General features: G+C 71.5%; 21 protein-coding genes. 9 read left to right on the forward strand and 12 right to left on the reverse strand.

The window, feature by feature from the left end:
• Positions 1-2,379 carry a LuxR family transcriptional regulator gene (locus tag C8D87_RS01960; protein ID WP_112225310.1) on the reverse strand — a complete coding sequence of 793 codons (2,379 nt, stop codon included), beginning with the start codon at positions 2,377-2,379 and terminating at the stop codon, positions 1-3.
• A 188-nt stretch (positions 2,380-2,567) separates the two neighbouring features.
• Here C8D87_RS01960 and bdeA point away from each other — a divergent pair, with 188 nt between their 5' ends.
• A complete protein-coding gene (gene bdeA, locus C8D87_RS01965; RefSeq protein ID WP_411711325.1) occupies positions 2,568-3,416 on the forward strand; it encodes a bis(hydroxyethyl) terephthalate hydrolase in 849 nt (282 codons plus the stop codon).
• Positions 3,417-3,454: 38 nt separating this feature from the next.
• Here the strand turns inward: bdeA and C8D87_RS01970 are convergent, their stop codons facing one another.
• The 4 genes from C8D87_RS01970 to C8D87_RS01985 are packed head-to-tail and all read right to left on the reverse strand — an operon-like array spanning position 3,455 to position 8,823.
• Positions 3,455-5,830, reverse strand: coding sequence for a bifunctional salicylyl-CoA 5-hydroxylase/oxidoreductase (locus tag C8D87_RS01970; protein WP_112225311.1), 2,376 nt, complete (start codon positions 5,828-5,830; stop codon positions 3,455-3,457).
• Positions 5,827-7,416, reverse strand: coding sequence for an AMP-binding protein (locus C8D87_RS01975; protein ID WP_112225312.1), 1,590 nt, complete (start codon positions 7,414-7,416; stop codon positions 5,827-5,829). Before C8D87_RS01975 ends, C8D87_RS01970 begins: the two co-directional genes overlap by 4 nt.
• The gene (locus tag C8D87_RS01980) at positions 7,397-8,344 is read right to left on the reverse strand and encodes an acyl-CoA thioesterase (RefSeq protein WP_112225313.1); all 948 of its coding nucleotides are present in this window, start codon (positions 8,342-8,344) and stop codon (positions 7,397-7,399) included. The genes C8D87_RS01975 and C8D87_RS01980 overlap by 20 nt, the downstream gene beginning before the upstream one ends.
• A complete protein-coding gene (locus tag C8D87_RS01985; protein ID WP_109636796.1) occupies positions 8,341-8,823 on the reverse strand; it encodes a cupin domain-containing protein in 483 nt (160 codons plus the stop codon). Before C8D87_RS01985 ends, C8D87_RS01980 begins: the two co-directional genes overlap by 4 nt.
• A gap of 40 nt (positions 8,824-8,863) precedes the next feature.
• Here C8D87_RS01985 and C8D87_RS01990 point away from each other — a divergent pair, with 40 nt between their 5' ends.
• From C8D87_RS01990 to C8D87_RS02005, 4 genes are all read left to right on the forward strand, one after another.
• Complete coding sequence (locus C8D87_RS01990; protein ID WP_112225314.1) at positions 8,864-9,277, forward strand: RidA family protein; 414 nt, start codon at positions 8,864-8,866, stop codon at positions 9,275-9,277.
• Positions 9,278-9,310: 33 nt separating this feature from the next.
• Positions 9,311-10,162, forward strand: a complete 852-nt coding sequence (locus tag C8D87_RS01995; RefSeq protein ID WP_112225315.1) for a fumarylacetoacetate hydrolase family protein — start codon at positions 9,311-9,313, stop codon at positions 10,160-10,162.
• Positions 10,163-10,170: 8 nt separating this feature from the next.
• Complete coding sequence (locus C8D87_RS02000) at positions 10,171-11,052, forward strand: PaaX family transcriptional regulator (protein ID WP_112225316.1); 882 nt, start codon at positions 10,171-10,173, stop codon at positions 11,050-11,052.
• Between the two features lie 229 nt (positions 11,053-11,281).
• On the forward strand, positions 11,282-12,067 hold the full coding sequence (locus tag C8D87_RS02005; RefSeq protein ID WP_112225317.1) for a GAF and ANTAR domain-containing protein: 786 nt from the start codon (positions 11,282-11,284) through the stop codon (positions 12,065-12,067).
• 98 nt (positions 12,068-12,165) lie between these two features.
• Here C8D87_RS02005 and C8D87_RS02010 read toward each other — a convergent pair whose 3' ends face one another.
• From C8D87_RS02010 to C8D87_RS02020, 3 genes are all read right to left on the reverse strand, one after another.
• The gene (locus tag C8D87_RS02010) at positions 12,166-12,696 is read right to left on the reverse strand and encodes a hypothetical protein (RefSeq protein ID WP_112225318.1); all 531 of its coding nucleotides are present in this window, start codon (positions 12,694-12,696) and stop codon (positions 12,166-12,168) included.
• Positions 12,697-13,068: 372 nt separating this feature from the next.
• Positions 13,069-14,097: a hypothetical protein gene (locus C8D87_RS02015; RefSeq protein WP_112225319.1), complete on the reverse strand. Its 1,029-nt coding sequence runs from the start codon at positions 14,095-14,097 to the stop codon at positions 13,069-13,071.
• A 17-nt stretch (positions 14,098-14,114) separates the two neighbouring features.
• On the reverse strand, positions 14,115-14,642 hold the full coding sequence (locus C8D87_RS02020) for a hypothetical protein (protein ID WP_109636789.1): 528 nt from the start codon (positions 14,640-14,642) through the stop codon (positions 14,115-14,117).
• Positions 14,643-14,876: 234 nt separating this feature from the next.
• Here C8D87_RS02020 and C8D87_RS02025 point away from each other — a divergent pair, with 234 nt between their 5' ends.
• Positions 14,877-15,776 carry an NADP-dependent oxidoreductase gene (locus C8D87_RS02025; protein WP_112225320.1) on the forward strand — a complete coding sequence of 300 codons (900 nt, stop codon included), beginning with the start codon at positions 14,877-14,879 and terminating at the stop codon, positions 15,774-15,776.
• 75 nt (positions 15,777-15,851) lie between these two features.
• Here the strand turns inward: C8D87_RS02025 and C8D87_RS02030 are convergent, their stop codons facing one another.
• Positions 15,852-16,832: a helix-turn-helix transcriptional regulator gene (locus tag C8D87_RS02030; RefSeq protein WP_112225321.1), complete on the reverse strand. Its 981-nt coding sequence runs from the start codon at positions 16,830-16,832 to the stop codon at positions 15,852-15,854.
• 112 nt (positions 16,833-16,944) lie between these two features.
• Here C8D87_RS02030 and C8D87_RS02035 point away from each other — a divergent pair, with 112 nt between their 5' ends.
• Entirely contained in the window at positions 16,945-17,397 is a 453-nt protein-coding gene (locus C8D87_RS02035) for a VOC family protein (RefSeq protein ID WP_112225322.1), read from the forward strand.
• A 134-nt stretch (positions 17,398-17,531) separates the two neighbouring features.
• Positions 17,532-19,853, forward strand: a complete 2,322-nt coding sequence (locus C8D87_RS02040) for an ATP-binding protein (protein WP_233441857.1) — start codon at positions 17,532-17,534, stop codon at positions 19,851-19,853.
• Here C8D87_RS02040 and C8D87_RS02045 read toward each other — a convergent pair.
• From C8D87_RS02045 to C8D87_RS02055, 3 genes are all read right to left on the reverse strand, one after another.
• Positions 19,795-21,798 (reverse strand): GH36-type glycosyl hydrolase domain-containing protein, encoded by a 2,004-nt coding sequence (locus C8D87_RS02045; protein ID WP_146771601.1) that lies wholly within the window; start codon positions 21,796-21,798, stop codon positions 19,795-19,797. The two genes, C8D87_RS02040 and C8D87_RS02045, sit on opposite strands and share 59 nt — an antisense overlap.
• Positions 21,799-22,128: 330 nt before the next feature.
• Entirely contained in the window at positions 22,129-24,420 is a 2,292-nt protein-coding gene (locus C8D87_RS02050; protein ID WP_112225324.1) for a VIT domain-containing protein, read from the reverse strand.
• The gene (locus tag C8D87_RS02055) at positions 24,417-24,977 is read right to left on the reverse strand and encodes a MerR family transcriptional regulator (protein WP_112225325.1); all 561 of its coding nucleotides are present in this window, start codon (positions 24,975-24,977) and stop codon (positions 24,417-24,419) included. Before C8D87_RS02055 ends, C8D87_RS02050 begins: the two co-directional genes overlap by 4 nt.
• 102 nt (positions 24,978-25,079) lie before the next feature.
• On the opposite strand from C8D87_RS02055, the gene C8D87_RS02060 reads away from it, so the two are divergent.
• Positions 25,080-26,309, forward strand: a complete 1,230-nt coding sequence (locus tag C8D87_RS02060; RefSeq protein WP_109636782.1) for a lysyl oxidase family protein — start codon at positions 25,080-25,082, stop codon at positions 26,307-26,309.
• The last annotated feature ends 22 nt before the right edge of the window (positions 26,310-26,331 follow it).

Raw genomic sequence — 26,331 nt, forward strand, 5'->3', positions numbered from 1 at the left:
TCAACCGAGTCTCCTGGTGAGCTCGACCCTCGACCGCACGCCGAGCCGCGCGAAGATGTTGCGCAGGTGGTGCTCGACCGTGCGGTGGCTCAGGAACAGCTGCGCGGCGATCTCGCGGTTCGTCGCGCCTTCCGCGACCAGGCGGGCGATCTGCGCCTGCTGCGGCGTCAGCTCGGACCGGGGCAGCGGCGCGCCGGTCGGCTCCCCCGCCGCGCGCAGCTCGGCGCTAGCACGGGTCACCCAGTGATCTGCCTGGTAGGACTGGAAGATGCGCATGGCGTCGCGCAGGTGTTCGCGCGCCGCCTTGGGTTTGCGCCCGCGCCGCAGCCGGTTGCCGTACAGCAGCTCGGTCTTCGCGAGCTCCATCGCGGTGCCGCTTGCGCGGTGCAGCCGGATCGCTTCCTCGAAGTGCTCGTCGGCCGTGCCGTGAGCCAGCAGCGCGTGGCAGCGGTGCGAGAGCGCCAGCCGGGCCGCGCTGCCGGTGGCACCGGCCCACTTCTCGTACCTGCGGAGTGCTCTGTCCCCTGTGGACGGTTCGCCGCACGCGACGGCGGCCTCCACGACGTGCGGTGCGGCCATCACCTTGATGCCGACGTGACCGGAGTGCAGCCGCAACCGGCCCAGTGCGTCGGCCGGCCGGTCCCGTGTCAGGTCGACGCACGCGAAAGCCCACGCGCGCAGTGTGCCGGGCCGGATCAGCCCGCGCTGGGTGATGTGCTCGGTGGCGGTGCCGATGCGTTCCAGCGCGCTGTCCGCGTCTCCGCGCAACGCCGCGAGCAGCGCGAGGATCGTCAGGTGGTCGACCACCGCGTTGTGCTGGCCGATCGCGGTCGCCGCGTGCACGCCCTCGGTGGCCGCGGTGAGCGCCGCGTCGTGCTGGTCCAGCAGCAACGCCGACAGCGCCCGGTACACCAGCGCCCACGGCACCAGCGCGATCAGTCCGCACTCCCGCGCCGACGTGACCGCGCTGGTCGCCATCTCGTGCGCACGGGCGGCGTCGCCCAGCACGTACGCGGCCTGGCTCGCCCAGATCCGCGCCTGCGGTCCCGGGACCCGGCCGGCGAGCTCGACCACCTCGCGCAGCACTGGCAGGGCCTCGTCGTGCCGTCCGGCGAACGTCGCGGACATCCCGATCAGGTGGTCGAGCGTGAGACGGGTGGCGGGCGACTCGTCGTCGCGGAGGATCTCCCTCGCGAACTCCGCCGCCTCGGCGTGCCGGCGCTGGTCACCCGCGATGTTCGCGGCCTCGCCGGCGAACCCCAGCGCGGCCACCGCGAGCGAGCGCCGGGTGCCCGCCAGGCTCTTCGCGGCCCGGACCAGGCGGTCGGCGGCCACGTCCGGCAGTCCCTCACCCAGTTCGATGCCGCCGGCCAGCAGGTCCGTGAGCGCCGTCAGCTCCGGGTTGTCGGTCAGCCGGACGGCGGTGCGCAGGACGGCCCGCGACCGGTGCGGCGCACCGTGCGACCAGTGGTCCGAGGCGGCGTTCAGCAGGCGCCGCGCCTTCACCTCGGGATCGGCGGTGAGCTGGGCCGCGCGGTCGTGGTCGCGGGCCGCGGTGGCGAAGTCACCGCACCGGCGGGCGCGTTCGGCGTGCGCGGTGAGCACCTCCGCGAGCGCGGTGTCCTGGCTCGTGACCGCCTCGTGCCAGGTGCGGCGAGGTCCCGGTGGCAGGGTCGCCGCCAGCTCTGCGTGTGCCTCGCGGCGCAGCTCCAGCGGCACTTCCGCGCGCAGCACCGACCGGACGAGCCTGCGCGGATCGAGCAACGAACCCGCTTCCACCACGGCATCGAGGTCCAGCGCGGCCAGAGCCTCGGCGTCGAGCTCCTCGTCCACCGCGGCCAGCGCGACGACGTGCCGTGCGCGACGCGACAGCGCGTCGAACCGGGCACGCCACCGGATCCGCAGCGAGCTGTTCGCGGGCAGCACCTCTGGCGGCGGCGCGGTGCCCCCGAGCTGGGCGGGCGTGAGGGACTCCGCCAGCTCGACCAGCGCCAGCGGGTTCCCGCAGGCCAGGTCGGCGAGGTCCACGGCGAGGGTGGCGGGCACACCCGGCACCAGGTCGTGCAGCACGCGCAGGCTCGTCGAGCGGTCCAGCGGGTCGAGGGTCACGCTCGGCAGCCCGCGCGGCTCGCCCTCGCTGGCGATGAGCAGCGCGGCCCGTGTGCCGGTGACGTCGCGAGCGAGCCGCAGGAGGTCGTCGTCGAGAGAGAGGACGTCCAGGCACAGCAACGCGTCGTAGCTGTCCCGTACGGCGTTCAGCAGCGCGGTCTTGCCCGAACCGGCCTCACCGCGCAGCACCAGCACCCCGCCGCACCCAACGCGCGCACGGCTGATCAACGCGTCGACGGCGACGCGCTGCCGGTCACGACCACGCAGCATCGGGCCAGTCTTACGGCCCCCGGACGGCCTGCGGAAGGGGTCACGGCGAAATTCACCTACCGCTGTTAGTTTTGTGCCCGAAGTTTCCCGGTCAAGACCGGTGGTTGCACCGATGCGGACCGCACGACACGGGTTGCAGGGTCGAGAACGTCCTCTCAGTTCCCCTGCCGAATGAGGAGTACAACGCCGTGCAACTCCGTTCATTGATCCCGATCGCGCTCTCACTGCTGCTGGTCGGCGGCACCGCGCACGCCGCCGACAACCCGTACGAACGCGGCCCCGCCCCCACCACCGCGAGCATCGAGGCGGCACGCGGCCCGTTCGCCATCTCGCAGACCTCGGTGTCGTCGCTCGTCGGAGGCTTCGGCGGCGGCACGATCTACTACCCGACCAGCACCGCGTCCGGCACGTTCGGCGCGGTGGCCATCTCGCCCGGTTTCACCGGCACGCAGGCGACCATCGCGTGGCTCGGCCCGCGCATCGCGTCCCAGGGCTTCGTGGTGTTCACCATCGACACGACCACGGTCTTCGACCAGCCCGACAGCCGCGCGACGCAACTGCTCGCGGCGCTGGACTACCTGACCCAGCGCAGCGACGTGCGGTCGCGGGTCGACGCCACCCGGCTCGGCGTCATGGGTCACTCGATGGGCGGTGGCGGCAGCCTGCGCGCCGCCGCCCAGCGCCCGGCACTGCAGGCGGCGATCCCGCTGACCGGCTGGCACACCACGAAGAACTGGTCGACGGTGCGGGTGCCGACCATGGTGATCGGCGCCGAGAACGACTCCATCGCACCGGTCGCACAGCACTCCGAGCCGTTCTACACGTCACTGCCGTCCACTTTGGACAAGGCGTACCTGGAGCTCAACAACGCCTCGCACCTGGCACCGAACACGTCCAACACGACGATCGCCAAGTACAGCATCTCGTGGCTCAAGCGGTTCGTCGACAACGACACCCGCTACGAGCAGTTCCTCTGCCCCGCCCCACGTCCCGGCACCCTGATCGAGGAGTACCGCGACACCTGCCCGCACTCCTGATCCGAGCACGGGTCGCGGCACGGCGCCGCGACCCGTTCTCAGGACAGCGCCGCCGGTTCCCGGTGCGGGGTCCAGCGCAGGTGGACGTTCCGGTCGGGAGCGTCCGCCCGCAACAGCGACAGCCGCGGCCGGACGGCGTCGGTGCGCGACGTCGGCGGCTTGCGGCTGCCGGCCTGGAACTGGACAGGCCACTGGGCCCCGGCGCCGCGGTAGTCCTGTTCGGCCGCCGCGTGCAGGGTCCAGTGCGGGTCGTACAGGTGCGTGCGGCCGATCGCGCACAGGTCGGCGCGGCCCGCCAGCAGGATGGAGTTCACGTCGTCGTAGGACGCGATGGCACCGACCGCGATGACCGCCGTGCCGGTGGCGGCGGCGACCTCGTGCCGGATCCGGTCGGCGAACGGGGTCTGGTACGAGCGGCCGTACGCCGGCCGCTCCTCCCTGGCGACCTGCCCCGACGACACGTCGATCCCGTCCGCCCCGTGCGAGATGAAGGCACGGGCGATCTCTACCGCGTCGTGCTCGGTGTTGCCGCCGCTGATCCAGTCGGTCGCGGAGACGCGCACGATCATCGGCCGTTCGGCCGGCCACGCCGCGCGAACCGCGTCGAACACCTCCAAGGGGTACCGCAGCCGGTGCTCCAGCGAGCCGCCGTAGGAGTCGGTGCGCTGGTTCGCGATCGGCGAAAGGAACGACGACAGCAGGTAGCCGTGCGCACAGTGCAGTTCGACCAGGTCGAAACCCGCTTCGGCACCACGCCGGGCGGCGGCGGCGAACTCGGCGGTGATCCGGTCCATCTCGTCGCGGCCGATCTCGCGCGGCACAGGCGATCCCGGCCCGTACGGCAGTGGCGACGGGCCGACGGTCTCCCAGTTGCCCTCCGGCAGCGGGTCGTCCATGCCCTCCCACATCAGGCGCGTCGAGCCCTTGCGGCCGGAATGCCCCAGCTGCAGACCGATCCGGGCGGTGCTGCGCTCGTGGACGAACGACACGATCCGCGCCCAGGAGTCGCGCTGCTCGTCGTTCCACAGGCCGGTGCAGCCGGGCGTGATGCGGCCCTCCGGTGAGACGCAGACCATCTCCGTCATCACCAGCCCCGCCCCGCCCATCGCCTTGGACCCGAGGTGGACGAGGTGGAAGTCGCCCGGCACGCCGTCGACGGCCGAGTACATGTCCATCGGCGAGACGATCACCCGGTTCTTCAGCTCCAGCTGTCCCAGGCGGAACGGCTGGAACATCGCCGGCGCGGTGCTCTCCAGCCCCTGCGAGGCGGCGAAAGCGGCGTCGACGCGGTCGGCGAAGTCCGAGTCGCGGGTGCGGAGGTTGTCGTAGGTGATCCGGCGGGACCGCGTCAGCAGGTTGAAGCAGAACCGGGTCGGCTCCTGCCCCACGTACATGCCGATGTTCTCGAACCATTCCAGCGACGCCTGCGCGGCTCGTTGCGTGGACTCCACGACGGGACGCCGCTCGGTCTCGTACGCCGTCAGCGCGGTCTCGACGTCCGGGTGCTCGTGCAGGCACGCGGCGAGAGCGAGCGAGTCCTCCATCGCGAGCTTGGTGCCGGAGCCGATCGAGAAGTGCGCGGTGTGCGCGGCGTCGCCGACGAGGACCAGGTTGCCGTCGTGCCAGCGCTCGTTGCGCACGGTGGTGAAGCTCAGCCACTTCGAGTTGTTCGCGAACACCTGGTGGCCCGCCAGTTCCTCGGCGAACAGCTCGCGGATCCGCTCGACAGCGGACATGTCGGAGACGCCGGGAGGAAACTCCTCGGCGGTGTCGAACCCGGCGCGGCGCCAGACGTCCTCGTGCATCTCGACGATGAACGTGGAACCGGTGCCGGAGTACGGATAGCCGTGGACCTGCATCGTGCCCCACTCGGTGTCCCTGATGAAGAACTGGAACGCCTCGAAGACCCGGTCGGTGCCGAGCCACATGTACCTGTTGTGGCGGCGGTCCAGGGTGGTGCGGAAGCTGTCCGGAAAGGACTGTCGCACCAGCGAGTTGACGCCGTCCGCCCCGACCACCAGATCGTGCGACTCGCGCAGCCGGTCCGCGGCGGGGGCGGGTGTCGAGAAGTGCACCACCACACCGAGATCACGGCATCGCCGCTGCAGCAGGCCGAGCAGCTCCTTGCGCCCCATCGCCGCGAAGCCCTGACCACCCACGGTGTGGCTCTCGCCCCGGTAGTGGATGTCGATGTCCGTCCACCTGGCGAACCTGCGCGCCATGGCGTCGGCGAACTCGGGGTCGGCGTTCTCGATCCCGCCCAGGGTCTCGTCGGAGAACACCACGCCGAAGCCGAACGTGTCGTCCGGGGCGTTGCGTTCCCAGACGGTGATCTCGTGGCGCGGGTCGAGCTGCTTCATCAGCGCGGCGAAGTACAGGCCACCGGGGCCACCGCCGACGACACCGATCTTCACGTGAGCACCTCGTCCTCGACGATCTCGCGGAGTGCGAAGCGCTGCAGCTTGCCGCTCGCGTTGCGCGGCAACGAGTCGCGGAACCGCACGTCGCGCGGGTACTTGTAGGGGGCGATGGTCCGCTTCACGTGGTCCTGGATCTCCCTGGCCTTCTCGGCGTCGGCCGGTACGCCCTCCCGCAACACCACGAAGGCGCACACGACCGAGCCGCGTTCGTCGTCGGGCTTGGCCACGACGGCGGACTCCACCACGTCGGGATGGGTGTCGATGGCCTCCTCGACCTCCGGCCCGCCGATGTTGTACCCGGAGGACACGATCATGTGGTCGCTGCGGGCGTGGTAGTGGAAGTAGCCGTCCTCGTCGCGGTGGAACACGTCACCGGTGACGTTCCAGCCGTTCACCACGTAGTCCTTCTGCCGCGCGTCGTCGAGGTAGCGGCAGCCGACCGGGCCGATGACCCCCAGCCGCCCCGGCTCACCGGGGCCGAGCTCCTCGCCCTCGGGGCCGAGCACGGTCGCGCGGTAACCGGGCACCGGCTTCCCGGTGGCGCCGGGCCGGATGTCGTCGCCGGCGGCCGAGATGAAGATGTGCAGCAGCTCGGTGGCGCCGATGCCGTCGATCACCCGGAGCCCGAGCCGCTCGCGCAGCCGTTCCCAGGTCTCCCGCGGGATGTGCTCACCGGCCGACACCGCGCCGCGCAGGCCCGCGAGCTTCTGCTCCGCGCCGTCCCGCAGAATCGCCTTGTACGCCGTCGGTGCCGTCGCGAGCACCGTGACCCCGTGCTCTGCCACCAGATCCGCGATCTGCGCCGGGGTGGCGGCCTCGGTCAGCAGCGCGCAGGCGCCGGCTCGCAACGGGAAGACCACGAGCATGCCCAGGCCGAAGGTGAACGCGAACGGCGCCGTGCAGGCGACGAGGTCGTTCTCGTTCAACCGCAACACGTGCCGGCCGAACGTGTTGTCGATCGACAGGACGTCGCGGTGGAAGTGCGCGGTGATCTTGGGCGCCCCGGTGCTGCCGGACGTCGGCGCCAGCAGCGCCACGTCGTCGGCGGCGGTGTCCACGGCGGTGAACTCCCCCGGCTTGGTTCCCGCACGTGCCGCGAGGTCGTCGTACTCCACGACCTCCAGCGACGACAGCACGGTGCGCACGTCCTCGGTGAACCTGTTGTCCACCAACGCGATCGACGGACGTGTCCGCTCCAGGACCGGCGTCAGTTCACGGGCTCGCAACGCCACCATCGTGGTCACGACGACACCGCCGGCCTTGAGCACGCCGAGCCACGCGGCCACCGTCCACGGGTTGTTGGGCGACCGCAGCATCACCCGTTGTCCCGGCACGAGTCCGAGGTCCTCGGTGAGCACGTGAGCGACCTGGTTGGCGCGGGTCCGCAGCTCGCCGTAGGACCACACCTCCCCGGCGGGCGTGCGCAGCGCGGGCCGGTCGGGTCCGAACTTCGCCACCGGGACATCGATGAGCTCGGTGGCGGCGTTCAGCCGCTCCGGGTAGTTCAGCTCCGGTGTCGTGAACTCGATCGTCGGCCACAACTCCGCGGGCGGGAGGTGGTCACGAGCGAAGGTGTCCATGCTGAGTCCTTCCGGCGGCAGGTCGAGCGGCGCGGATCATGCCCTCCTGGGCAACGGTGGCGAGGTGACGGTGATCGCGGGTGAAGAAGCGGCCGTACCCGAGGCCGCGTCCCCCGTCCGCGGCGACCGCTTCCTGGGTGTAGAGCAGCCAGTCGCCGACCGGCCCCTGGCGGTGGAACCACATGGCGTGGTCGAGGCTCGCGGTGACCAGTCCCGGCTGCGCCCACGGCAGGTCGAGCACCCGCAGGACGGGCTCCAGGATCGTGTAGTCGCAGACGTACGCCAGCGCGGCGAGGTCCCGTTGCGCGTCGGTCAGTCCCTCGACCGGGCGCAGCGGGTCGAACGGCCTGACCCACACCGCCTGGTGCGGGACGCGCTCGCCCTCGACCGCGAGATAGACCGGGCCGGGCACGTGCCGCATGTCGAAACTCCGGCCACCGGACCAGTACGCCTTCGACACCTCGGTCATCGAGCCGCCGCTGCGCCCGGCGAGGTAGTCCGCCGAACCGGGCAGCTCCTCCGGTCCGGGCACACCGCCGGCGAACTCGGCCTGGAAGCTGCCGCCGGCCTCGCCGGCCGCGAAGTTCGCCAGGCAGACGTAGAGGGGCTTGCCGTTCTGGTAGCCGCGGACCTGACGGGTGCTGTAGCCACGGCCGTCGCGCAGCAGCTCCACCTCGTAGCGCACCCGGGCGCCGATGTCGGCCGGGCGCAGGAAGTAGCTGTGCATCGAGTGCAGCGTCTTGCCGTCGGTCACCGATCGCATGGCGGCGGCAGCCGCGGCGGCGACCAGGTCACCGCCGTACGCCTTGGGCCACGGGCAGGGCTGGGTGACGGCGGTGAAAGCCAGGTCGAAGTGCTGCGGCTCGGCCTCGTCCAGGGTGATGGCCGACGTGAACACCGCCGACGTCGCGAGGGTCCCGGTGGTCATCGGGTCAGCCAATCGCGCAGCTCCTCGTCCGGGACGTCGTCGAGGTTGACGACGATGTTCTCCGGCGTCCGCGTCGTCATCCACGTCAAGGGCTTGTTGCGCGAGAGGTTGCACTCGATGTGCGGCATGAACGGCGGCACGAAGACCCAGTCGCCCTCCTCCATGTCGACGTAGTCCTCGAACTTCTCGCCGAAGTAGATCCGCGCCCGGCCGGAGAGGACGTAACCGCCGGTCTCCGCCTCACCGTGGTGGTGGGTGACCGAGCGGTAGCCGGGTTCGTTGGTGACCTTGCCGAACCACAGCTTCGTCGCCGGGGTGTGCTGGATGCTCACGCCGGAGATCCGGATCGCGCCGCCGGAGTTCGCGGTGTCCGGGTTCTCCATGCCGCCACGCGTCACCACCGGGGCGACCAGACCGCTGGGCAGCCGGTACATCGAGTTGTCGCCTTCGAGCTGGTACTTGCTCAGGTCGGGCTCCATATATCGCATTCTTCACCGCCGTCAGATATTGTCAATACGCATGAGGCCAGTAGCAGTGAACCCGCCGAGCCTTCCCGTCCCGAGCGGCTACTCACACGGCACGCTCGCGGGCAACACGCTCCACCTGGGCGGGCAGACCGCCCTCGACGCGGACATGAAGATCGTCCCCGGCGGCATCGTCGAGCAGTTCCGCCAGGCGTTCGGCAACGTGCTGACCACGCTGCGCGAAGCGGGCGGCGAGCCGGAAGACCTGGTCAGCATCACGATCTACCTCACAGACATCCCGGACTACCAGGCCCACGGCAAAGAGATCGGCAAGGTGTGGCGCGAGCTCGCCGGCCCCGTCTACCCCGCCATGGCGGGCATCGGCTGCACCGCCCTGTGGCAGCCGGAGGCCCTCATCGAGATCCTCGGCGTGGCCGTGATCCCCGACCACCGCCTGCGCAAGCCATAGCGGTTTCATGATCAGCGAAATGGGGACGCGATAGTGAAACTCGCTGCTGTGACCGTCGACGGCGTCCGCCGTGCCGGTGTCGTGGACGAGGCGGAGCAGTCGATCGCCCTGCTGCCGGCCACCGTCGACGACATCGTCCGGGGCAGGCCGGCCGGTGCCCGCGGTGATGTCCTGCCGCTGGCCGAGGTCCGCCTGGAGTCGCCGCTGCACCGCTTCAACCGCGACATCCTGTGCACCGGCTGGAACTACCTGGACCACTTCGAGGAGTCGAAGGGCAAGCGCGAGGGGCAGGATCCCGCTTCCCTGCCCGAGCGCCCGACGTTCTTCACCAAGGGCCCGGACACCGTCATCGGCCCGGCCGACGACATCGCCTACGACCCGGGCCTCTCCACGAAGTGGGACTACGAGGCCGAGATCGCGATGGTCATCGGCCGCGACGGCCGGTCGATCCCCGTGGAGAAGGCCATGGACCACGTGTTCGGCTTCCTCGTCGCCAACGACGTCTCCCTGCGCGATCTCCAGCGCGCGCACGGCGGACAGTGGCTCAAGGGCAAGAGCATCGACGCCACCATGCCGCTCGGCCCGTGGCTGACGACGGCCGACGAGGTGGACGACCTCGCGAACCTGCAGGTGCAGTGCGAGGTCAACGGCCGCCTGCTGCAGAACGCCTCCAGCGGGCAGATGGCGTTCTCCTTCGCCCGGATCATCGCCGAGCTCAGCCAGGGCATGACGCTGCGCGCGGGCGACGTCATCCTCACCGGCACGCCCAGCGGCATCGGGAGCGCACGTGAGCCGCAGATCTTCCTGCAGGAGGGCGACGTGGTGGTCACGCGGGTCAGCGGGCTGGGCGAGCTGCGCAACACCGTTAAACTCACCCGCGGTTGATCACGGGCATGGACGAGGAGACGGCACTGAACGTCGCGCTGAACAGCGGCGCCGAGGTGGACACGACCGCCCCCGCCGGGCGCGACCGGCTCGGCCCGCTCATCATCACGATCTTCGGCCTGTACGCGCGCGGCGAGCACAACTGGCTCTCGGTGGCGTCCGTCGTGCAGCTCATGGCCGATCTCGGCGTCGAAGGCCAGGCCGTGCGGTCCTCGATCTCCCGCCTGAAACGCCGTGGCGTGGTCCGCAGCGAGCGCCGCGACGGCGCCGCCGGGTACGCGCTGGCCGAACCGACCCTCGAAACGCTCGCGGAGGGCGACGCCCGGATCTTCGAACGCAGGCGGGCGACCGCCGGGGACGGATGGCTCGTCGTCGTGTTCTCCGTGCCAGAGTCCGAACGCGAGAAGCGCCACGCGCTGCGCACCAGCCTGACCCAGCTCGGTTTCGGCACCGCGGCACCGGGGGTGTGGGTGGCGCCGGGCAACCTCGCCACCGAGACCCGCCGGACCCTGGAACGCCGCGGGCTGGCCGAGTACGTCGACATCTTCACCGGCCACCACTTCGCGTTCGGGGACCTGCGGTCGAAGGTGCGGGCGTGGTGGGACCTGGACGAGCTGGCCGACCTGTACGCGGACTTCGTGCGCCGCCACCGCCCCGTTCTCGACGCCGTCGCGGACCGCGTCACGACCCCGGAGCAGGCTTTTCAGCTCTACGTGCCGATGCTGACCCAGTGGCGGCGCCTGCCCTACAGCGACCCGGGGCTGCCCCTGTCGCTGCTTCCGCCCGGCTGGAACGGCGTCACCGCGGAAGCGCTGTTCGAGCAGCTCAACACCACGCTGAGCGCACCGGCGCGCGAGCACGCCCTGGCCGTGATCCACGGCCACGCCTGAGCGTGCAGGAGTGAGATCGGTGGCAAACGGGTAATGGGAGGAAGCCGTGCACGTGCATGTCAGCGCGGTAGGCCTGCCTCCGGGTGGACCGGCCGGTTCCGGCCCGGGAAGTTGAGCACTGCAGCGACCCGGCGCCGGTCCGGTTCCGGCCCGTAGCCGTACCATGCCTTGAGCGCGTCAAGCAGTCGGCGTCGTGGACTCCACTTGACGGAGGAAGAGGTACCACGGCATGGCTTACGAGGCGACCCACTCCGCATCCACGCCCTCCACCAACGGGGATCGCCCCGATCCGCTCGAGCGCCTGGACGAGACGGCCGAAGCCCTTGTGGTGCTGCGCGACGCTCTGACCGGCGAGGAACCGCTCGACAACGCGCTGCAGCGGCTGGCCGACACCGCGGCCAGGGCGGTGCCGGACGCCGACGCGGTGACCATTTCCCTGGTGACGGCGGAGCAGCCGCAGACGGCGGCCACGACCGACACCGGACTGGTCGACGTCGACGAGGAGCAGTACCGCGCGAACCGCGGGCCGTGTCTCGAGTCCGTGAGAACCCGGCAGGTCGTGCGCGCGGTCGTGGGCGAGCACGTCGACGAGTGGCCGGAGTTCGAGGCGGCGGCGGCCGGGCACGGGATCCGCGCCTACCTGTCGGTGCCCGTCCTGCTGCCCTCGGCGGACGAGGCCACCGCACAGCTCATCGGCTCGCTCAACATCTACAGCCACACCGCGGAGGCCTTCGACCCGTTCGACGAAGGCCTGATGCGGCTGTTCACCACGGCCGCGTCGGCGGCGATCAGCGGCGCTCACCGGTGGCAGCGCTCCCGCGAGCACATCACCCAGCTGGAGCAGGCGCTCGTGTCCCGTGCCGCCATCGACCAGGCCAAGGGCGTGCTGATGGCGGTCCACAGCTGCACGGCGGACGAGGCGTTCGCCATGCTCGTGCAGCGTTCGCAGCACGAGAACGTCAAGCTGCGCGACGTCGCGAAGAACCTGCTCGACACCGTGACTCGCGGCGACTGACCGGGGCCGGCTCACGCGGTCACCTCGGGTCCGGCACGACCTCGGAGACACGTGAGCGCGCCGGCCACCGCTCCCGGCGCGCCTCGCACGTGATCAGGTCAGTTCTGCCTGGACTTCAGGAAGCTGATGTACGACTCCGCGGCGGCGCGCGCCCTCTCCCGCAGCGCCTGCGGATCCGTCGCCGCGGCGGCCTTGATCTCCTCGCAGCTGGCAGCGAGCGCGTCCGGACCCAAGGTGGACAGGGCCAGGTCCGGCAGCTCGCTCTTCAGGCAGCGGGTCGCCCGCCCGACGGCATCGGGGTTGCAGTAGTCGTCCGGCGAGTAGCACTTCTCGACGGCGCCGTCCAGGACCGGCTTGCCGCGGGCGTAGACCAGCTCCAGGCCGCCGAGCCCCTGCACGGCCTTGGGCAGCACGACGTCCTTGAGCTCCTGGACGTCCCTGCGGTCTGTTCCCGGTTGGAGCTGGGCGGCGCAGACGCGGGACATGAACTCCTCGCGCGTGATCTTCGTCAGTGCGCCGACGGTGTCGCTGAAGTTGCCGAGGCAGGCGAGCGCGTTCGCCGCGGTGGGAGCGAGCACCAACGGAATCGCCGCACACAAGGCGGCGAACGCGGTAGTCCTGGCCTTCATGTCGTCGTCCTCCTGGGACTTGGAGCCGATCGGTCAATCCCTGGTACCCGCGAGATCACGAAAAGCACGGCGCGGGGCCAGGATCAACCGCATCGAGTGATGGTGAACCCATGCTCCACTTTGGAGTCCAGCAACAATGACGTCGCGTTGCGAACACGGGCGAGTCACCCGGTTTCCGTCGTGGTGATCGCTGAGCATCGGCGAGAACTTCCACCCGATCCAGTGTGGACAGATCACCCGCCGTGAGCTGATGTCGTCCACGACCGCGGCCGCCAGGACCGCGCTGTCCTCCAGTTCGGTGACGACGAGGCCGGCCCGCTCTCAGTTCGCCGCAGCCACCGGCGCCGTGTCGTGCAGTCGCCGCGCGGTGACTCACCTCTGGTCGGCGCGGCGTTCCTCGCGCGCCTTTTCGATGCGCTCCTCCAGCGCCTCGAACCACTCCTGCCCCTGCTCGCCGCAGCTGTCGCGGATCTCGCACTTGAGCTCGGACGTGTTGGCGTTGAGCGTGCGGACCATCTCCAGTCCCTGATCGACCTGGACGCGCAGCTCGCCGTGCGAACGAGCCAGGGCGTCCGCGGCGGCGTACATCTCGGCGCGTGCCCGCCTCGCCACGACGCGATGCGGGGCGAACCGCGCGCGGCGCACCAGGTACGACATCGTGTGCAGCGACGTCTGCGCGGACTGGTAGGTCAGGTGGGCGGTGTCAGCGCACTGGTACGACTCGCGGTGGAACGTGCGCAGGGCGTGGAAGTCGATGTCCGGGCGTTGTTGTCCCGGCCGTCCCGGTCCGCTCGACCCCGCGCTCGGATGGCCGGCCGGGCCGGTGCCCCGCGTGCGGATCTTCGTCAGGCGCGCCTGCACCTGTGCTGCCTGCCGGCGCACCCGCTCGTTCTCCATGCGGACGCGACGCAACGCGCGGTCCGCCTCCGCGGCCGCGGAGCGCACCTGCTGGACCGTGACCCGCTGGGGCCGGCGGTCCCACAGCCTGATCGCGACGAGCGCGCCCACACCGGCCAGCGCCGTGAGGGCGAGCGGCCCCATGCCGTCCTCGATGACGTGCTCACCGGACCTCAGCTTCAGGAAGGCGACCACGTTCATCGCGCCGAGCAGCACCCCGGACCGCACCAGCAGCCCCAGCCACCGCTTGATCACCGGCGTTCCCCGGCCACGCAGCCGTCCGTCGCGCCTCAGCGCCCACCGGACCAGCACCAGCGCCACCGGCACCGAGCCCGCCGAGGCCCATAGCCATTCCGACAGGTACGGCGCCTGGACGGGAGAGCCACCGGCCGCCACGTGCGCCGCGATCGCGGGCGACACCAGCAGCATGAGCAGCGGCAGGCCGAAGAACAGCAGGAAGAGCAGGATGGCACAACCACCGCAGCCGCTACGCCCGCGCGCCACAGCTCAGCACCCCGCCTTCATCGGCGGGTTCCGCGCTTGCCCGGTGCCCGTCCAGGACTGCGCCGCTGGGGCGCCAGCGCCGTCGCGCCGGATCCGTTGAGCACCTTGTCGATGACCTCGGCCACCCCGCCGGTGAGTCCGGTGTGGTGCTGGACCAGCATCGTGGTGAAGTGCTGGGTCAGCTCGATGTAGGCGCGGCGCTCCGCCAGCGGCAGCCCCGGCTTGACGGTCTCGCGCTGCATGTTGACCATGCACTCGCGCAGCGCCCGCGCGCTGTCGTCGGCCCGCCCGAGTTCCTTCCGCATCTGCCGCAGTGAGGCGCTGGACTCCTTCCTGCGCTGGTCCAGCAGCTTCAGGGTGATCTCCTTGGCGTCGGCCGCCAGGTTCTCCTCGAGCCTCACCCTGCGCATCTCGGCGTCCAGGGCGTAGGACTCGGCGACGTGCCGGCCGGCGGGACCCAGCGGTTTGAGCGACTCCGCGATGCGGGACACCGACTCGGTGAACCCCACGTGGTCGCCGGTCATGCGGATCAGACCGTTCGCCACTCAAACCGCCTTCCGCGCGAGCGTTCGTGGCGCGGCAGAGGCCGGCCACGGCCGGTTGATCCAACCGGCCGCACGGGACGTTACAAGATCCCGGTCGCAGCGGTGATCACGCTGCGTAACAGGTGCTCGAACTGCTCCGATAGCAGTAGCAGCAGGGGAGGCACGCGTCCGAACCTGGTTGTGCCTCACGGCGGAACGCGGTGGGGCCGCCTCTCAGCCGAAGGGCAGACCGCCATGCGCGCAGTCCGTTACCACCAGTACGGCGACCCCGGCGTCCTCACCGTCGAGGACGCCCCCGAACCGCACGCCGGGCCGGGAGAGATCCGGATCAGGGTCCAGTCCGTGAGCGTGAACCCCTACGACTGGAAGGTCCGCGCCGGCTACCTGGCCGAGGTCATCCCGACCACGTTCCCGGCGACCGTCGGCAGCGACGCGACAGGGATCGTCGACGAGGTCGGTGAGGGCGTCAGCGGTGTCGAGATCGGCGACCGGGTGTTCGGACTGGGGCAGGGCACCACGGCCGAGTACGCGGTCCTCACCGCCTGGTCGCCCGTGCCGGGCGGCTGGACGGTGGAGCAGGCCGCCGCGGCGGGACTGGTCGCCGCGACGGCCGTGACGAGCCTGGACGCTCTCGGCGACCTCGACGGCCGGACCCTGCTCGTCGAGGGTGCCGCCGGAGGTGTCGGTTCCGCCGCCGTGCAGATCGCAGTCGCCCGCGGCGCCACGGTGATCGGCACCGCGAGCGAGACCAACCACGACTTCCTCCGCGAGCTCGGTGCCACGCCCATCACCTACGGCGAGGGCCTGACCGAGCGGGTCGCCGCGGTCGCTCCGGACGGCGTCGACGCGGCACTCGACACCGCGGGCTCCGGCTCGCTGACCGAGATCGTCGCCATCGTCGGTGATGCCTCGCGCGTCGCGACGGTGGCCGACTTCGGTGCCGCCGCTCTGGGCGTCACCCTCATCGCGGGCAACGCGAACGCCGCCTCGGCCCTCGCCGACGCGCACCGGGTCGCCGAGTCCGGTGCGTACACCCCGCGCGTGGACGCCACCTACCCGTTGGAGAAGGCCGCCGACGCCCACACGCACGTCCAAGGTGGTCACGCGCGAGGCAAGGTCCTCATCACCCTCTGACAGTCCTCTTCGGACGGTCGGCCGCCGGCAAAGGGCCGGCCGGGCCACGAGATCGAGACGATCGGCGACTTGCGGTCAGCCGGTCGCGGCACGTGCGGCGCGCACGGACAGCTCGGCGAACGCGTCACGAAGGGCTTGTGGCGCAACAACATCGATGTCGGTGTCGAAGCGGGCGAGCCGCGCGGCGAGCGCGGCCCACGACCACGAGCCGGTCACCAGCCTGGTCGTGGCGGGACCGACCTCCTCGGCCAGACCGTCCCCGGCGAAAGGCGCCACCTCGGCCAGGGGCAGGTGGAGCACCACCTCTCCCGCACACGGCCAGGCATCGCGGTCGGTCCCTTTGAACCGGGCGGACAGGAACGCCGCGACGTCCCCGCCGGGCACCTCCCTCGGTGTGAAGCGGGGGCCGTTGGGAGTCCGCGGGATCATCCGGTCGGCGCGGTAGGTGCGCCAGTCCTCGTGTTCGGGGCTCCAGCCGACGAGGTACCAACGGCCGGCCCTGACCACGAGGTGGTGCGGCTGCACGCGGCGGGGCGGCCGCGGTTCGGTGTCGTCCGGGCGGCCCGGTGAGCGGTAGTCGAAGCGCACCTCCTCACGGGCGCGGACGGCACCGCTCAGGGCGAGCACCACGTCGGTGTCCACCTGAGGACCGGCTGATCCGACCGCGGTGATCTCCAGGGCGTCGACGCGCCGGCGCAGGCGGGCCGGCAGCACCTGGCGCACGGTGACCAGGGCGCGGGTGGCGGCTTCCTCGATGCCCGCCCCGCTGCCCACGGCGATCCGCAACGCCACGGCGAGCGCGATCGCCTGCTCCTCGTCGAACAGCAGGGGCGGCACCTCGCTGCCCGCCTCGAGCCGATAGCCACCGTCCGGCCCCTTGACCGCGTGGACGACATAGCCGAGCTCGCGCAGCCGGTCGACGTCACGGCGCACCGTCCGTTCGCTGACGCCCAGCCGCTCGGCGAGCAGACCTCCCGGCCAGTCGCGGCGGACCTGCAGCATCGACAGCAACGCGAGCAGCCGGCCGGACGTGACCGTGGAGGAGGCGATCGGCATGTTCCCAGCCTCGCACGAGTAGCGGACGTTCCCTGTCCTCTACTGCTGACATCGTCGTCCTCGCCGCCGGAAACCTCCGGCGACGACAACCACTTCCGAAGGACCGGACACGATGTCGATCAACGCTGTCGCCCACCTGAACTTCCGCGGCCAGGCCAGGCAGGCCCTGGAGTTCTACCAGTCGGTGTTCGGAGGCGAGGCCACCATCGCCACCTACGGCGACTTCGGCCTGCCCGCGGAGCTGCCCGGCGCCCGGCACGTGGTGTTCGGCCAGGTCGTCGCCGACAACGGATTCCGGGTCATGGCCTACGACGTGCCGGGCGAGCACACGCCACGACCGCAGGGCGAGCCCACCACGCGCCGGGAGAACGGCACCACGATCACCGAGGAGCCCTTCTTCCTGTCCGTGCGCGGCGAGACCGTCGAGGAGGTCGCCGCGCACTGGAAGGGCCTCGCCGACGGCGCGACGGTCATCGAGGACTTCGGTCCCGCGCCGTGGGCACCCGCTTTCGGCATGCTCACCGACCGGTACGGCGTCACCTGGATCCTGGACGTCGCTGCCTGAGGACACCCAGGTCCACTTTGGACAGTCCAGGGGTCACGGCGCTGGCGACAACCCGCCTGGCCGTGGCCCTGCGGCGGCACGGTTGCCATAATCGGTTGCCACTGCCCTGCGACCCGCGAGGTGAGACGAGCGACGTGATCCTCCCGAGCAGGCGCGCGGCGCGGGGCAACCTGCCGGCCGACGTCTCCAGTTTCGTGGGGCGCGGGCAGGACATCAGCGCCGCGCGTGACCTGCTGACCAGGACCCGTCTGCTGACGCTGACCGGTGCCGGCGGGGTCGGCAAGACGCGGCTCGCGCTGCGGGTGGCCACCGAGGTGCGGCGGGCGTTCCGCGACGGCGTGTGGCTGGTGGAGCTGGAGACGTTGCGGGAGCCGGAGCTGGTGCCGCACGCGGTGGCGGCGGCGTTCGGGCTGGAGGACAACACCGTCGGCTTCGGCTGGGCACCGCGCTCGCACCCGGACGTCGTGCTGGACCACCTGCGGGACAAGCACGCGTTGCTGGTGCTGGACAGCTGCGAGCACCTGGCCGTGGCGTGCGCCCGGCTCATCGCCTCGTTGCTGGCGTGCGCTCCCGGGCTGCGGATCATCACCACCAGCCGCCAGCCCCTCGGAGTCGCCGGCGAGCACCTGCTCACCGTGCCGCCGTTGTCGCTGCCGGACCGCGACCGGACACCGCCGCCGGACGAGCTCTGCCGGTACGAGGCGATCACCCTCCTGACCCAACGCGCCAGGGCGGTCCACCCGGCGTTCGCCGTCACGCCCGAGAACGCGGCCGCCGTGCTGCAGCTCTGCCGGCGGCTCGACGGCATTCCGCTCGCGATCGAACTGGCGGCGGTGCGGCTGCGCGCGTTGTCGGTGCGCCAGGTGCTGGAGCGGCTGGACGACCGGTTCCAGATGCTCACCGGCCGCCACCAGACGCTGTGCGCCGCGATCGACGGGAGCCACGAGCTGTGCTCGCCGCGGGAGCGGCTGCTGTGGGCTCGGGCGTCGGTGTTCGCCGGCGGTTTCGACCTCCGCGCGGCCGAGGAGGTCTGCGGCGGCGCCGGGATCGAGCCCGCAGAGGTCGTCGATCTCGCGACGGGCCTGGTGGACAAGTCGATCCTGACGCGGTGCGAGGAGCAGCGCGGGCAGGAGCCCCGCTACCGCATGCTCGACGTCCTGCGGCGGTACGGCCTGGAGAAGCTGCGCGCGGCCGGCGAGGACCACGCGATGACGGTCCGGCACCGCGACTGGTTCCTGCGCCTTGCGGAGGAGGCCGCGGCCGGCTGGTTCGGCCCCGACGAGCGGGCGTGGATGGACCGGCTGCGCAGTGAGCACGACAACGCGCGCGCGGCGCTGGAGTTCTGCCTGTCCGATCCCGGCAGTCTCGAGGCGGGTCTGCGGATCGGCGGAGCGCTGTGGTGCTACTGGGTGCCCGGCGGTCTGCTGGTCGAGGGACAACAGTGGCTCGATCGCCTGGTGGCTGCGGCAACCGAGCCGAGCCGGGCACTCGGGGTGGTGTTGTGGGTGTCCGGCTGGGCGGCCTCCCACGCCGGCGACCTCGTCGCCGCGGAGGCCAGGGCCGAGCAGTGCCGGCAGCTCGCCGCGCAACTGGGCGACGCGCGGCTGGAGGCCTACGGCCTGCAGGTCGCCGGGCTGGGAGCGTTGCTGAAGGGAAATCTGGAGCAGTCGCACGAGCTCTGCGCGCGGTCCTGGGAACGGCACGTCGCGCTGGGCGAGCTCACCAGCCCGGCGCTGAAGGTTCTGACGAAGCTCAGCCTGGTGGCGTCGATGACGGGAGACGTCGACCGGGCCGTCGCCTACGCCGAGGAGTGCGTGGACCTCAGCAGGCGGCACGACGCCCGGTGGGTCTGTTCGTGGGGTCTGGTGCTGCTGGGCCTCGCGCTGTGGCGGCGCGGCGACGCCGAGCAGGCGATCGGGCCGCTGCGCGAGAGCATCAGGGTCAAGCTGGAGCTCAACGACCTGTTCGGGCTCGGCATGGGCGGCGAGTACCTGGCGTGGGCGCTGACCACCACCGGACGGCACCGCGAGGCCGCCCGGCTGTTCGGCGTGCTGGAGCAGCTGTGGCCGACGGTGGGCACGCCGCTGATGGGACTCGCGCAGCTGGTCGAGTTCCACGAGCAGAGCGTGGCCACGGCCCGCGCCGCGCTGGGCGGCACCGCGTACGCCGAGGCGGCCGGGCACACCGCGTCCCATCCGTTGCAGGCGCTGGAGAACCTCCTGTGCGGCGACACCGCGCCTCGCCCGTCCCGGCAGGACGAGAAGTCGTGGGAGCCGCTCACCCGGCGCGAGCAGGAGGTCGCCGCGCTCGTCGCCAAGGGGCTGTCCAACAAGGAGATCGCGGCCAGGCTGGTGATCTCCCAGCGCACCGCGGAAGGTCACGTCGAACGCGTGCTGGTCAAGCTCGGGATGACCTCCCGCACCCGGCTCGCAGCGTGGGTGCATGGACGCCGGTGAGCACATCGCTGGGGGCTCCGTCGGCGTTGGGTTCCACGCCGAGCAGCCGCAGGTAGGCGAGCAACGGCTGCGCGTGGCTGTGCAGGTTGGCCACGGGATAGGCCTGCATCGCGACGCCGAGCTCCGGCAGTGCCCACGTCTCGCCGGGCCGGTCGCTCTCCGGCGCGAGGTAGCAGTCGGGTCCGGACAGCGTGCCGGTCCACGTGCCGGGGTAGGCGGCGGAGTGCGCGTGCAGGGTCATCCGCCGCCACTCGTCCCACGCCAGGTCGGGGTCGTAGCGGGCAGCCGCCCAGATCAGCGTCATGTTGACCGAGAACCACACCTGGCCGGGCCTGCCTTCGGGAACGGGCCACCGCGACCGCGCGCCGAGCGGTGATCCGGCGCGGCACGTCTCGTCGATCGTGCGCAGCAATGCCCGCGCCTGCTCGGGTGTGGCCGCGCCGCACAGGATCGCCCACGGCTGCACCTCGAGCCACAGGTCGTTCTCCCCGACAGGCCCGCCACCAGGGGCGTGCGCACGCCGGAACCACCGGCCGTTCCACTCGTTCGCGACCCGCTCACGGAGATCGGCGGCACGCTGCCGCGCCTCGGCGGCGGTGGCCCGGTCGCCGAGCCCTTCCGCCAGCCCCGCGTACACGGGCAGCACCCAGGCCGCCATCGCCGAGTTGAGCACCGACTCGCCGCGCTCGATCATCAGCTCACGGTCCACTTCGGACTCGCCGATCGCGAGGTCGTTCCAGTCGGCGTTCAGGATGCGGACGTGCCCGTGCTCCCCCACGCCGACCTCGTCGACGAAGAAGCGGAACTGGCGCCGCAGGTTCTCTGCCAGCGCAACCGGCTCGGCCCCGTGGCACGGGTGGTACGGCACCGGCCTGTCGAACGCCGCGAGGTCCCCGGTGGCCGCCGCGTACTCGGCGGCCAGCCAGAGCGCCCACAGGTTCTGGTCGGACGGCCGGAACAGCTGGGTCCACGGCTGCTTGCGGCCGTCGAGCGCGTACGGCAGGTCACCGTCCGGGCTGCCCCAGGCGCAGGTGTTGCGAAGGACCGACAGCGCGAGGTCCGGTTCGAGGTGGACGAGCGGGAGCGCGTGCTGCAGCGGATCCCTTGCCGCGCCGTTGAAACCGTGCCGGAACGAGTACGCGGCCCCCTGGTCGAGGGTGTGGCCGCCGAGCACGCCGTCCGCACAGGCGCCGCCGGTGAGCAGCGCCGCGTGCCAGGGGATCTCGATGGCCGCCTCCGGTGCCCGTGGGGCCGTCGCCGAGGGGAGCCGGTCGCGCAGGCCCGCCAGACTGGAGGCGTACAGGGCCGCAGGATCCACGAATCCGTCGAACAGCCCGAACCGGAACCACACCGTCGTCCGCCCGCCCGGTGGCAACGAGACCTCGACGGCGACCGTCAACGGCCCGTCGACGGTCTCCACCCGCTCGCCACCGAACTCCTCCAGCGCCACCACGGGTGCGTCCACCGGGGCAACCTCGCGCGACGGCCCAAACTCCAGGTCCACCAAGCGCGGCCGCACCACCCACTCCTCGGTCAACGGCCGGCGCAGCACCACCGCACCCCGGTTGACCACGTCGACCCGGACCAGCACCCACGGCACCGCACCTTCCGGGCACAGAACCGTGCGCTCGACCTCGGCCTCCTCGTCGGCGACCGCCACCCGGAAGAAGGTCGGCCCGAACAGCTTGGTCCCGGCTTTGTCCGTGGACAGCGCACCGAACCGCCCGACACCGGTGCGCTCGGCGATCCAGCGGCACCCGAGGTGCTCGTCCCACACCCCGGTGAGGCCGTCGCTGTCCGCCACCAGGGTGATCCGGCGGTTGCCCACGTGCACCCGATGCGTCGACGACGGCGGGTCGATGATCGGATCCCAGGGCTGAGGGCCCGCCCGGTACTCGAACGCGGGCAGGCCCTCGGCCGTCGTCCACACCCCGAACACGCTCACCCGTGAAGCGTTGCGGCAGAACGCAGGGGCGGGCTAGGTCCGTTCAGCGCCAGAACCTCGCAACCGGTCTCCCCTGTGCCCGACCAACCCCCGCAGCAGGGACGGGCCGGATCCGTTGAGCGCCACAACCTCGGCCGACGCTCACCCGCCCAACTCCCGCAACACGAGCGAGCGGGACCCGATCAACGCCACAACCCCCGCCAACGGAGTCCCGTCCGCGCACGCGACTCCCACAACACCGGCGGGCCCGACCCGCTCAGCGCCACAACCTCCGCCGACGGACTCCCGTCACCGCGCCCAACTCCCACAACACGGACGGCCCCTACCCACTCAGCGCCAGAACCTCCGCCGACGCTCTCCCGTCTGCCCGGCGAACTCCCGCAACACCTGCAGTGCCCGTGCCCACAACCGGTCCACGTCACCGGCGGCCGTGAGCTCCGCAACCAGGCGGCGCAGCGACTCGTACGCGGACCCCTGCCTGGAGCTGACGAGCATGCCGAGCCGGCTGGCCAGATCCGCCAGCAGCTCCCGGCGTTCCCAGCCGGGCCGGCCAGCGTCCTTCTCGAGGCGCTGAACCTCCAGCGCCGCGATCTCGCGCAGTTCCGCCGGTTCGTCGGGCACCGGTGCGGCACCACCACCCCCAGGAACCAGCTTCGGCCCCGCCGCCCGGAGGAGACGAGCCTGCGGCGCGGCGGGGAACCCTGCAGGAGCCGCGGGCGGCGGCGCGCCGAACCCGGCCGGCGCGGCCATCGCGACGGGGAAGGCGGGCATCGGCGCGGCGAACCGCGGCGTCTCCCAGCCCGCGGGCTGCTCGACCGGCTGCACCACGCGGTGCACCGTGCCGTCGGACACCACTCGCTCGTCCACCGCGACGAACGCGGTGAAGCGGCACAACACACCGAACCGCAGCGAAGTCTCCACGATCGACGCCTCCACCGCCCTCTCCCCGCTCGCGTACCGGTCTTCGAGGTCACGCAGCGCGGCGCGGGCCCACTGCGCGCGGACCGCGGGCTCGGTGTGGTGCTGCACGGCGACCGTCTCCTGCCAGTCCGCGCCGTCCCTGGTCCGGCCGCGCACGGTGAACGACTCCGGGGCCTGCGCGGTGTAGCGGCCGAGGACCACCAGCGGTACACCGGGATAGATGGCCGAGGGCGGCTTGGGCAGCGAGGACGATGGTGTCACCACCACGTCGGTGATCACCGGCGCACCGATCCGGCGCTGGATGTGCGTCATCGCCTCGTCCAGGCGGTCCTCGCTCTCGACGAGCTCGCACCGGCCGGCACCCCTGGCGGCCAGCCTGCCGAGGAAGCCCGCGTTGACGGCCGTGTCGATGCCGACGGCGTGCACCCTCGTCCGGTTGATCACCGGTGCCATGTCGCGCAGGATCTGGTCCTCGTTGCCGACCTGCCCGTCCGTGACGAGCACCAGGACGGGGTCGCGCTCGGAGCTCGCATCGGCCAGCAGCCCGAGCCCCTGCCGCAACGGCTCGAACAGCTCGGTGCCGCCGCGGGCCTGCACGCCGGCCAGGTGCTCGACGGCGCGGAAGCGGTGGCGGTCGGTGGCCGCGACCAGTCCCGTGCCGAGCTCGATCGGTCGTTCCACGCGGTCGTCGAAGGTGATCACGGCGAAGGTGTCGTCAGCGGTCAGCGTGTCGACGATGCGGGCGGCCGCGCGCCTGGCCGCGACCATCTTCCAGCCCGACATGCTGCCGGAGCGGTCGAGCAGCAGTACCACGTCACGAGGGCGGACCGGGGCCGCCGGGTCCGGTGGCAGGACCGTCAGCTGGTAGGTACCGCCGTCGTCGTCGGGCACGCACACGGCCGCGGAGCTGTTGCCCGCGTACTCCAGGCGGAGCACGAAGTCCCGGTCGACGCGCTCCCCCGGCACGACCGTGACGGTGTCGCCCTCGGCCACGACGGTGTGCAGGCTCGACCGCACCTCGCCGAGCTCCAGACCGGCCGGGTCGATCCGCACGCCGATGCCCAGCCGCACGGGGTTCGGGAATCCCGGCAGCAGCACCGGCGGCGTGATCCGGGAGGCGTCCGGCACCACGTCCGTGTCGTCCGCGTACCCGTCGCCCACCGACGGCCCCGGCAGCGGCGTGCCCGACACGTACCGGGGTGCGACCACCAGCGGGAACCGGAACGTGGCAGCGCCGTCCTCGAACACCAGCGGCCCGACCAGGCCCAGCTCGACGGTCACCCGCTCACCCGCCGGGATGTTGCCGACCCGCATGGTGAAGACGTCGGGCCGTTCCTCCTCGACGATGGACGCTCTTCGGCCGGCAGCTATCGCTTCGTCGTAGGCCTCCCGCGCGGCACCGCGTTCCTGCAGCTCGGCCTCGACCGTGCGGTCCCCGGCGGTCATCTTCATGCCGATCACGGCGGCGCGATCCGGGAGCGGGAACACGTACGTCGCTTCGAGAGCCGTGTCGTGGGAGTTCACGAAACCGGTCGTCAGCACGACGCGGCCGACCAGGCCGGTGATCGTCGCGCGCACGTCGAGGCGTTCCAGCGGCAGGTTGCCGCGTTCGGTGCGCAGCGCACCGACACCCGCGTCCTCACTCGTCCCGCCGACGCGGTCCAGTTCGGGAGCCTTCATCGGGGCGACGGAGAAGGTCATGACGATTCCCTTTCGTTCGTGAGCAGGCCACGGGCGGCGAGCAGGTCGAGCAACGGCCGGGCGGCGGCCGCGATGTCCGCGCAGTCGGCGGCGGCCGGCACACCCGGCACCAGGAGAACGGCACCTCCGCCGAGCGCGACGCCGTTCAGCGGAACCGCCGGCGGCGCTGGGGCGGGGGTGGCGACGGGTTCTGCCCAGAACCGAGGGCGGACGGCCTCCGCCGGTGGTGGTTCACCGGGTTCGAGCAGTCCTTCCGGCACGCGGGCGATGGCCGCCAGCGTGGTGTCGGTGGCGCCCGCGAGCTCGGCCTGGACCTCGGCCAGCGTCCTGCCCTGCGACTGCAGTCTCTTCACGGCCACGAGCTGGAGCAGGTGGCGCTTCTCGTACAACGCCGTCCGGCCGCGCATCGCCGACGGCCGGTCGACCAGCCCGGTCGTCGCGTACCAGCGGACTGCCCGCCGATCGGGCACGTCCCGCACCCGGCCGTTGGGCGCACCCGAGTACTCCGCCGTGAGCGCGGCGGAGACACGTTCCAGCAACTCGTCGAGCGTCCACACACCCCGATACTGACACTGCAATCGTGACAGTGTCAACGTTGCAGCCCGGAGTAACCTCACGAGTTGCTGAGCGTGACCAAACCTGCACTGAGGGGGCACGGAATGAGAGGCTTGGCAATCCTGGCAGCGCTTCTGCTGCTCTTATCCCCGTCCGCAGCCGCTGCGGCAGCGGTGGTCGTGGACTCGAACCGTCCGGACTTCTGGAAGGGCGAGGTGCGCAAGTCCGATCCGCGGCTGCGCGATGTGCCCGAATGCCGGACCAACGGGTGCGACCGCGCGTTCGTCTCCGTCCGGCTGCCCGCCGGTCTGCGGGCGAAGGCCGGGGGCGTCGAGCTCGCGATCCAGGCGGTCGGCGCCACTCCGGACGACAGTCTCGGGTTCGCCGTCTACCAGGGGTCGCGGCGCGTGGCACTCGCCGACGCGCAGATCGGCCCGGCTCGATCGGTGTGGCTGCCGAAAACCACCGCGCGCTACACCGTTTACGTCTTCTACAACCCGTTCGTACCCGAGCTGGGGTCGGACGTCGTCCGGTACGAAGGCCTGCTGGAGAACGAGAACTCGCCCAGGCCTTCTCCGCGCGAGCTCCTGCCGGATCTCGAGGCACTCCCCCAGCGGTACGCGACGTTCGAGACGCCACCGCCGTTCTTCGACGACGTCGCGGCGCCCGGCTCGTCGTGCTTCCGCAGCGAGGTGGAGGAGCAGAACGCCCGCAAGTGCCTGCGCTTCGGCCAGGCGATGTCGAACGTCGGTGAGGGTCCCGTCGACGTGCGGTACTCGACCCCGGCCGGCCAGCGCCCGCACGAAGTCCCGGGCTCACAACGCATTTATCGCGCTGACGGGACGTATCGCGACGTGCCGTCCGTCGGGGTCATGCACTATCACGAGATCCACCACCACTATCACTTCGAGGACTTCTCGGTCTCCAGGCTGGAGAACTCGGCCGGTGCCGTCGTCGCCACCGGGAAGAAGAACGGCTTCTGCATGGCCGACACCGAGATGCCCTGGTGGGCGCGCAAGGGCAACGCGCCGCAGAGCTATCCGGCGCCGCGCTGCCTGGACCCGGAGCCGTCGTCGCCACCCGGTGTCGACGCGTTCAAGAACGGCATCTCACGCGGGTGGGCCGACGAGTACTGGTGGGCACTGCCCGACCAGATGATCGAGGTCAGCGCGCTCGCGGACGGCACCTACACGCTGGTCACCCACGTCGACCCGAACAACAAGATCCGCGAGGCCGGCGAGGGCAACAACTGCGTCCGCATCCCGATCACACTGTCCGGACTGGCCACCGCCACCCCGAAAGCCGTGCTGGGGACCACGCCGAAAACCTGCTGAGGTTCACGCCGGGTGACCCGGT

This window comes from Lentzea atacamensis (genome assembly GCF_003269295.1).
In the GTDB taxonomy this organism is placed as follows: domain Bacteria; phylum Actinomycetota; class Actinomycetes; order Mycobacteriales; family Pseudonocardiaceae; genus Lentzea; species Lentzea atacamensis.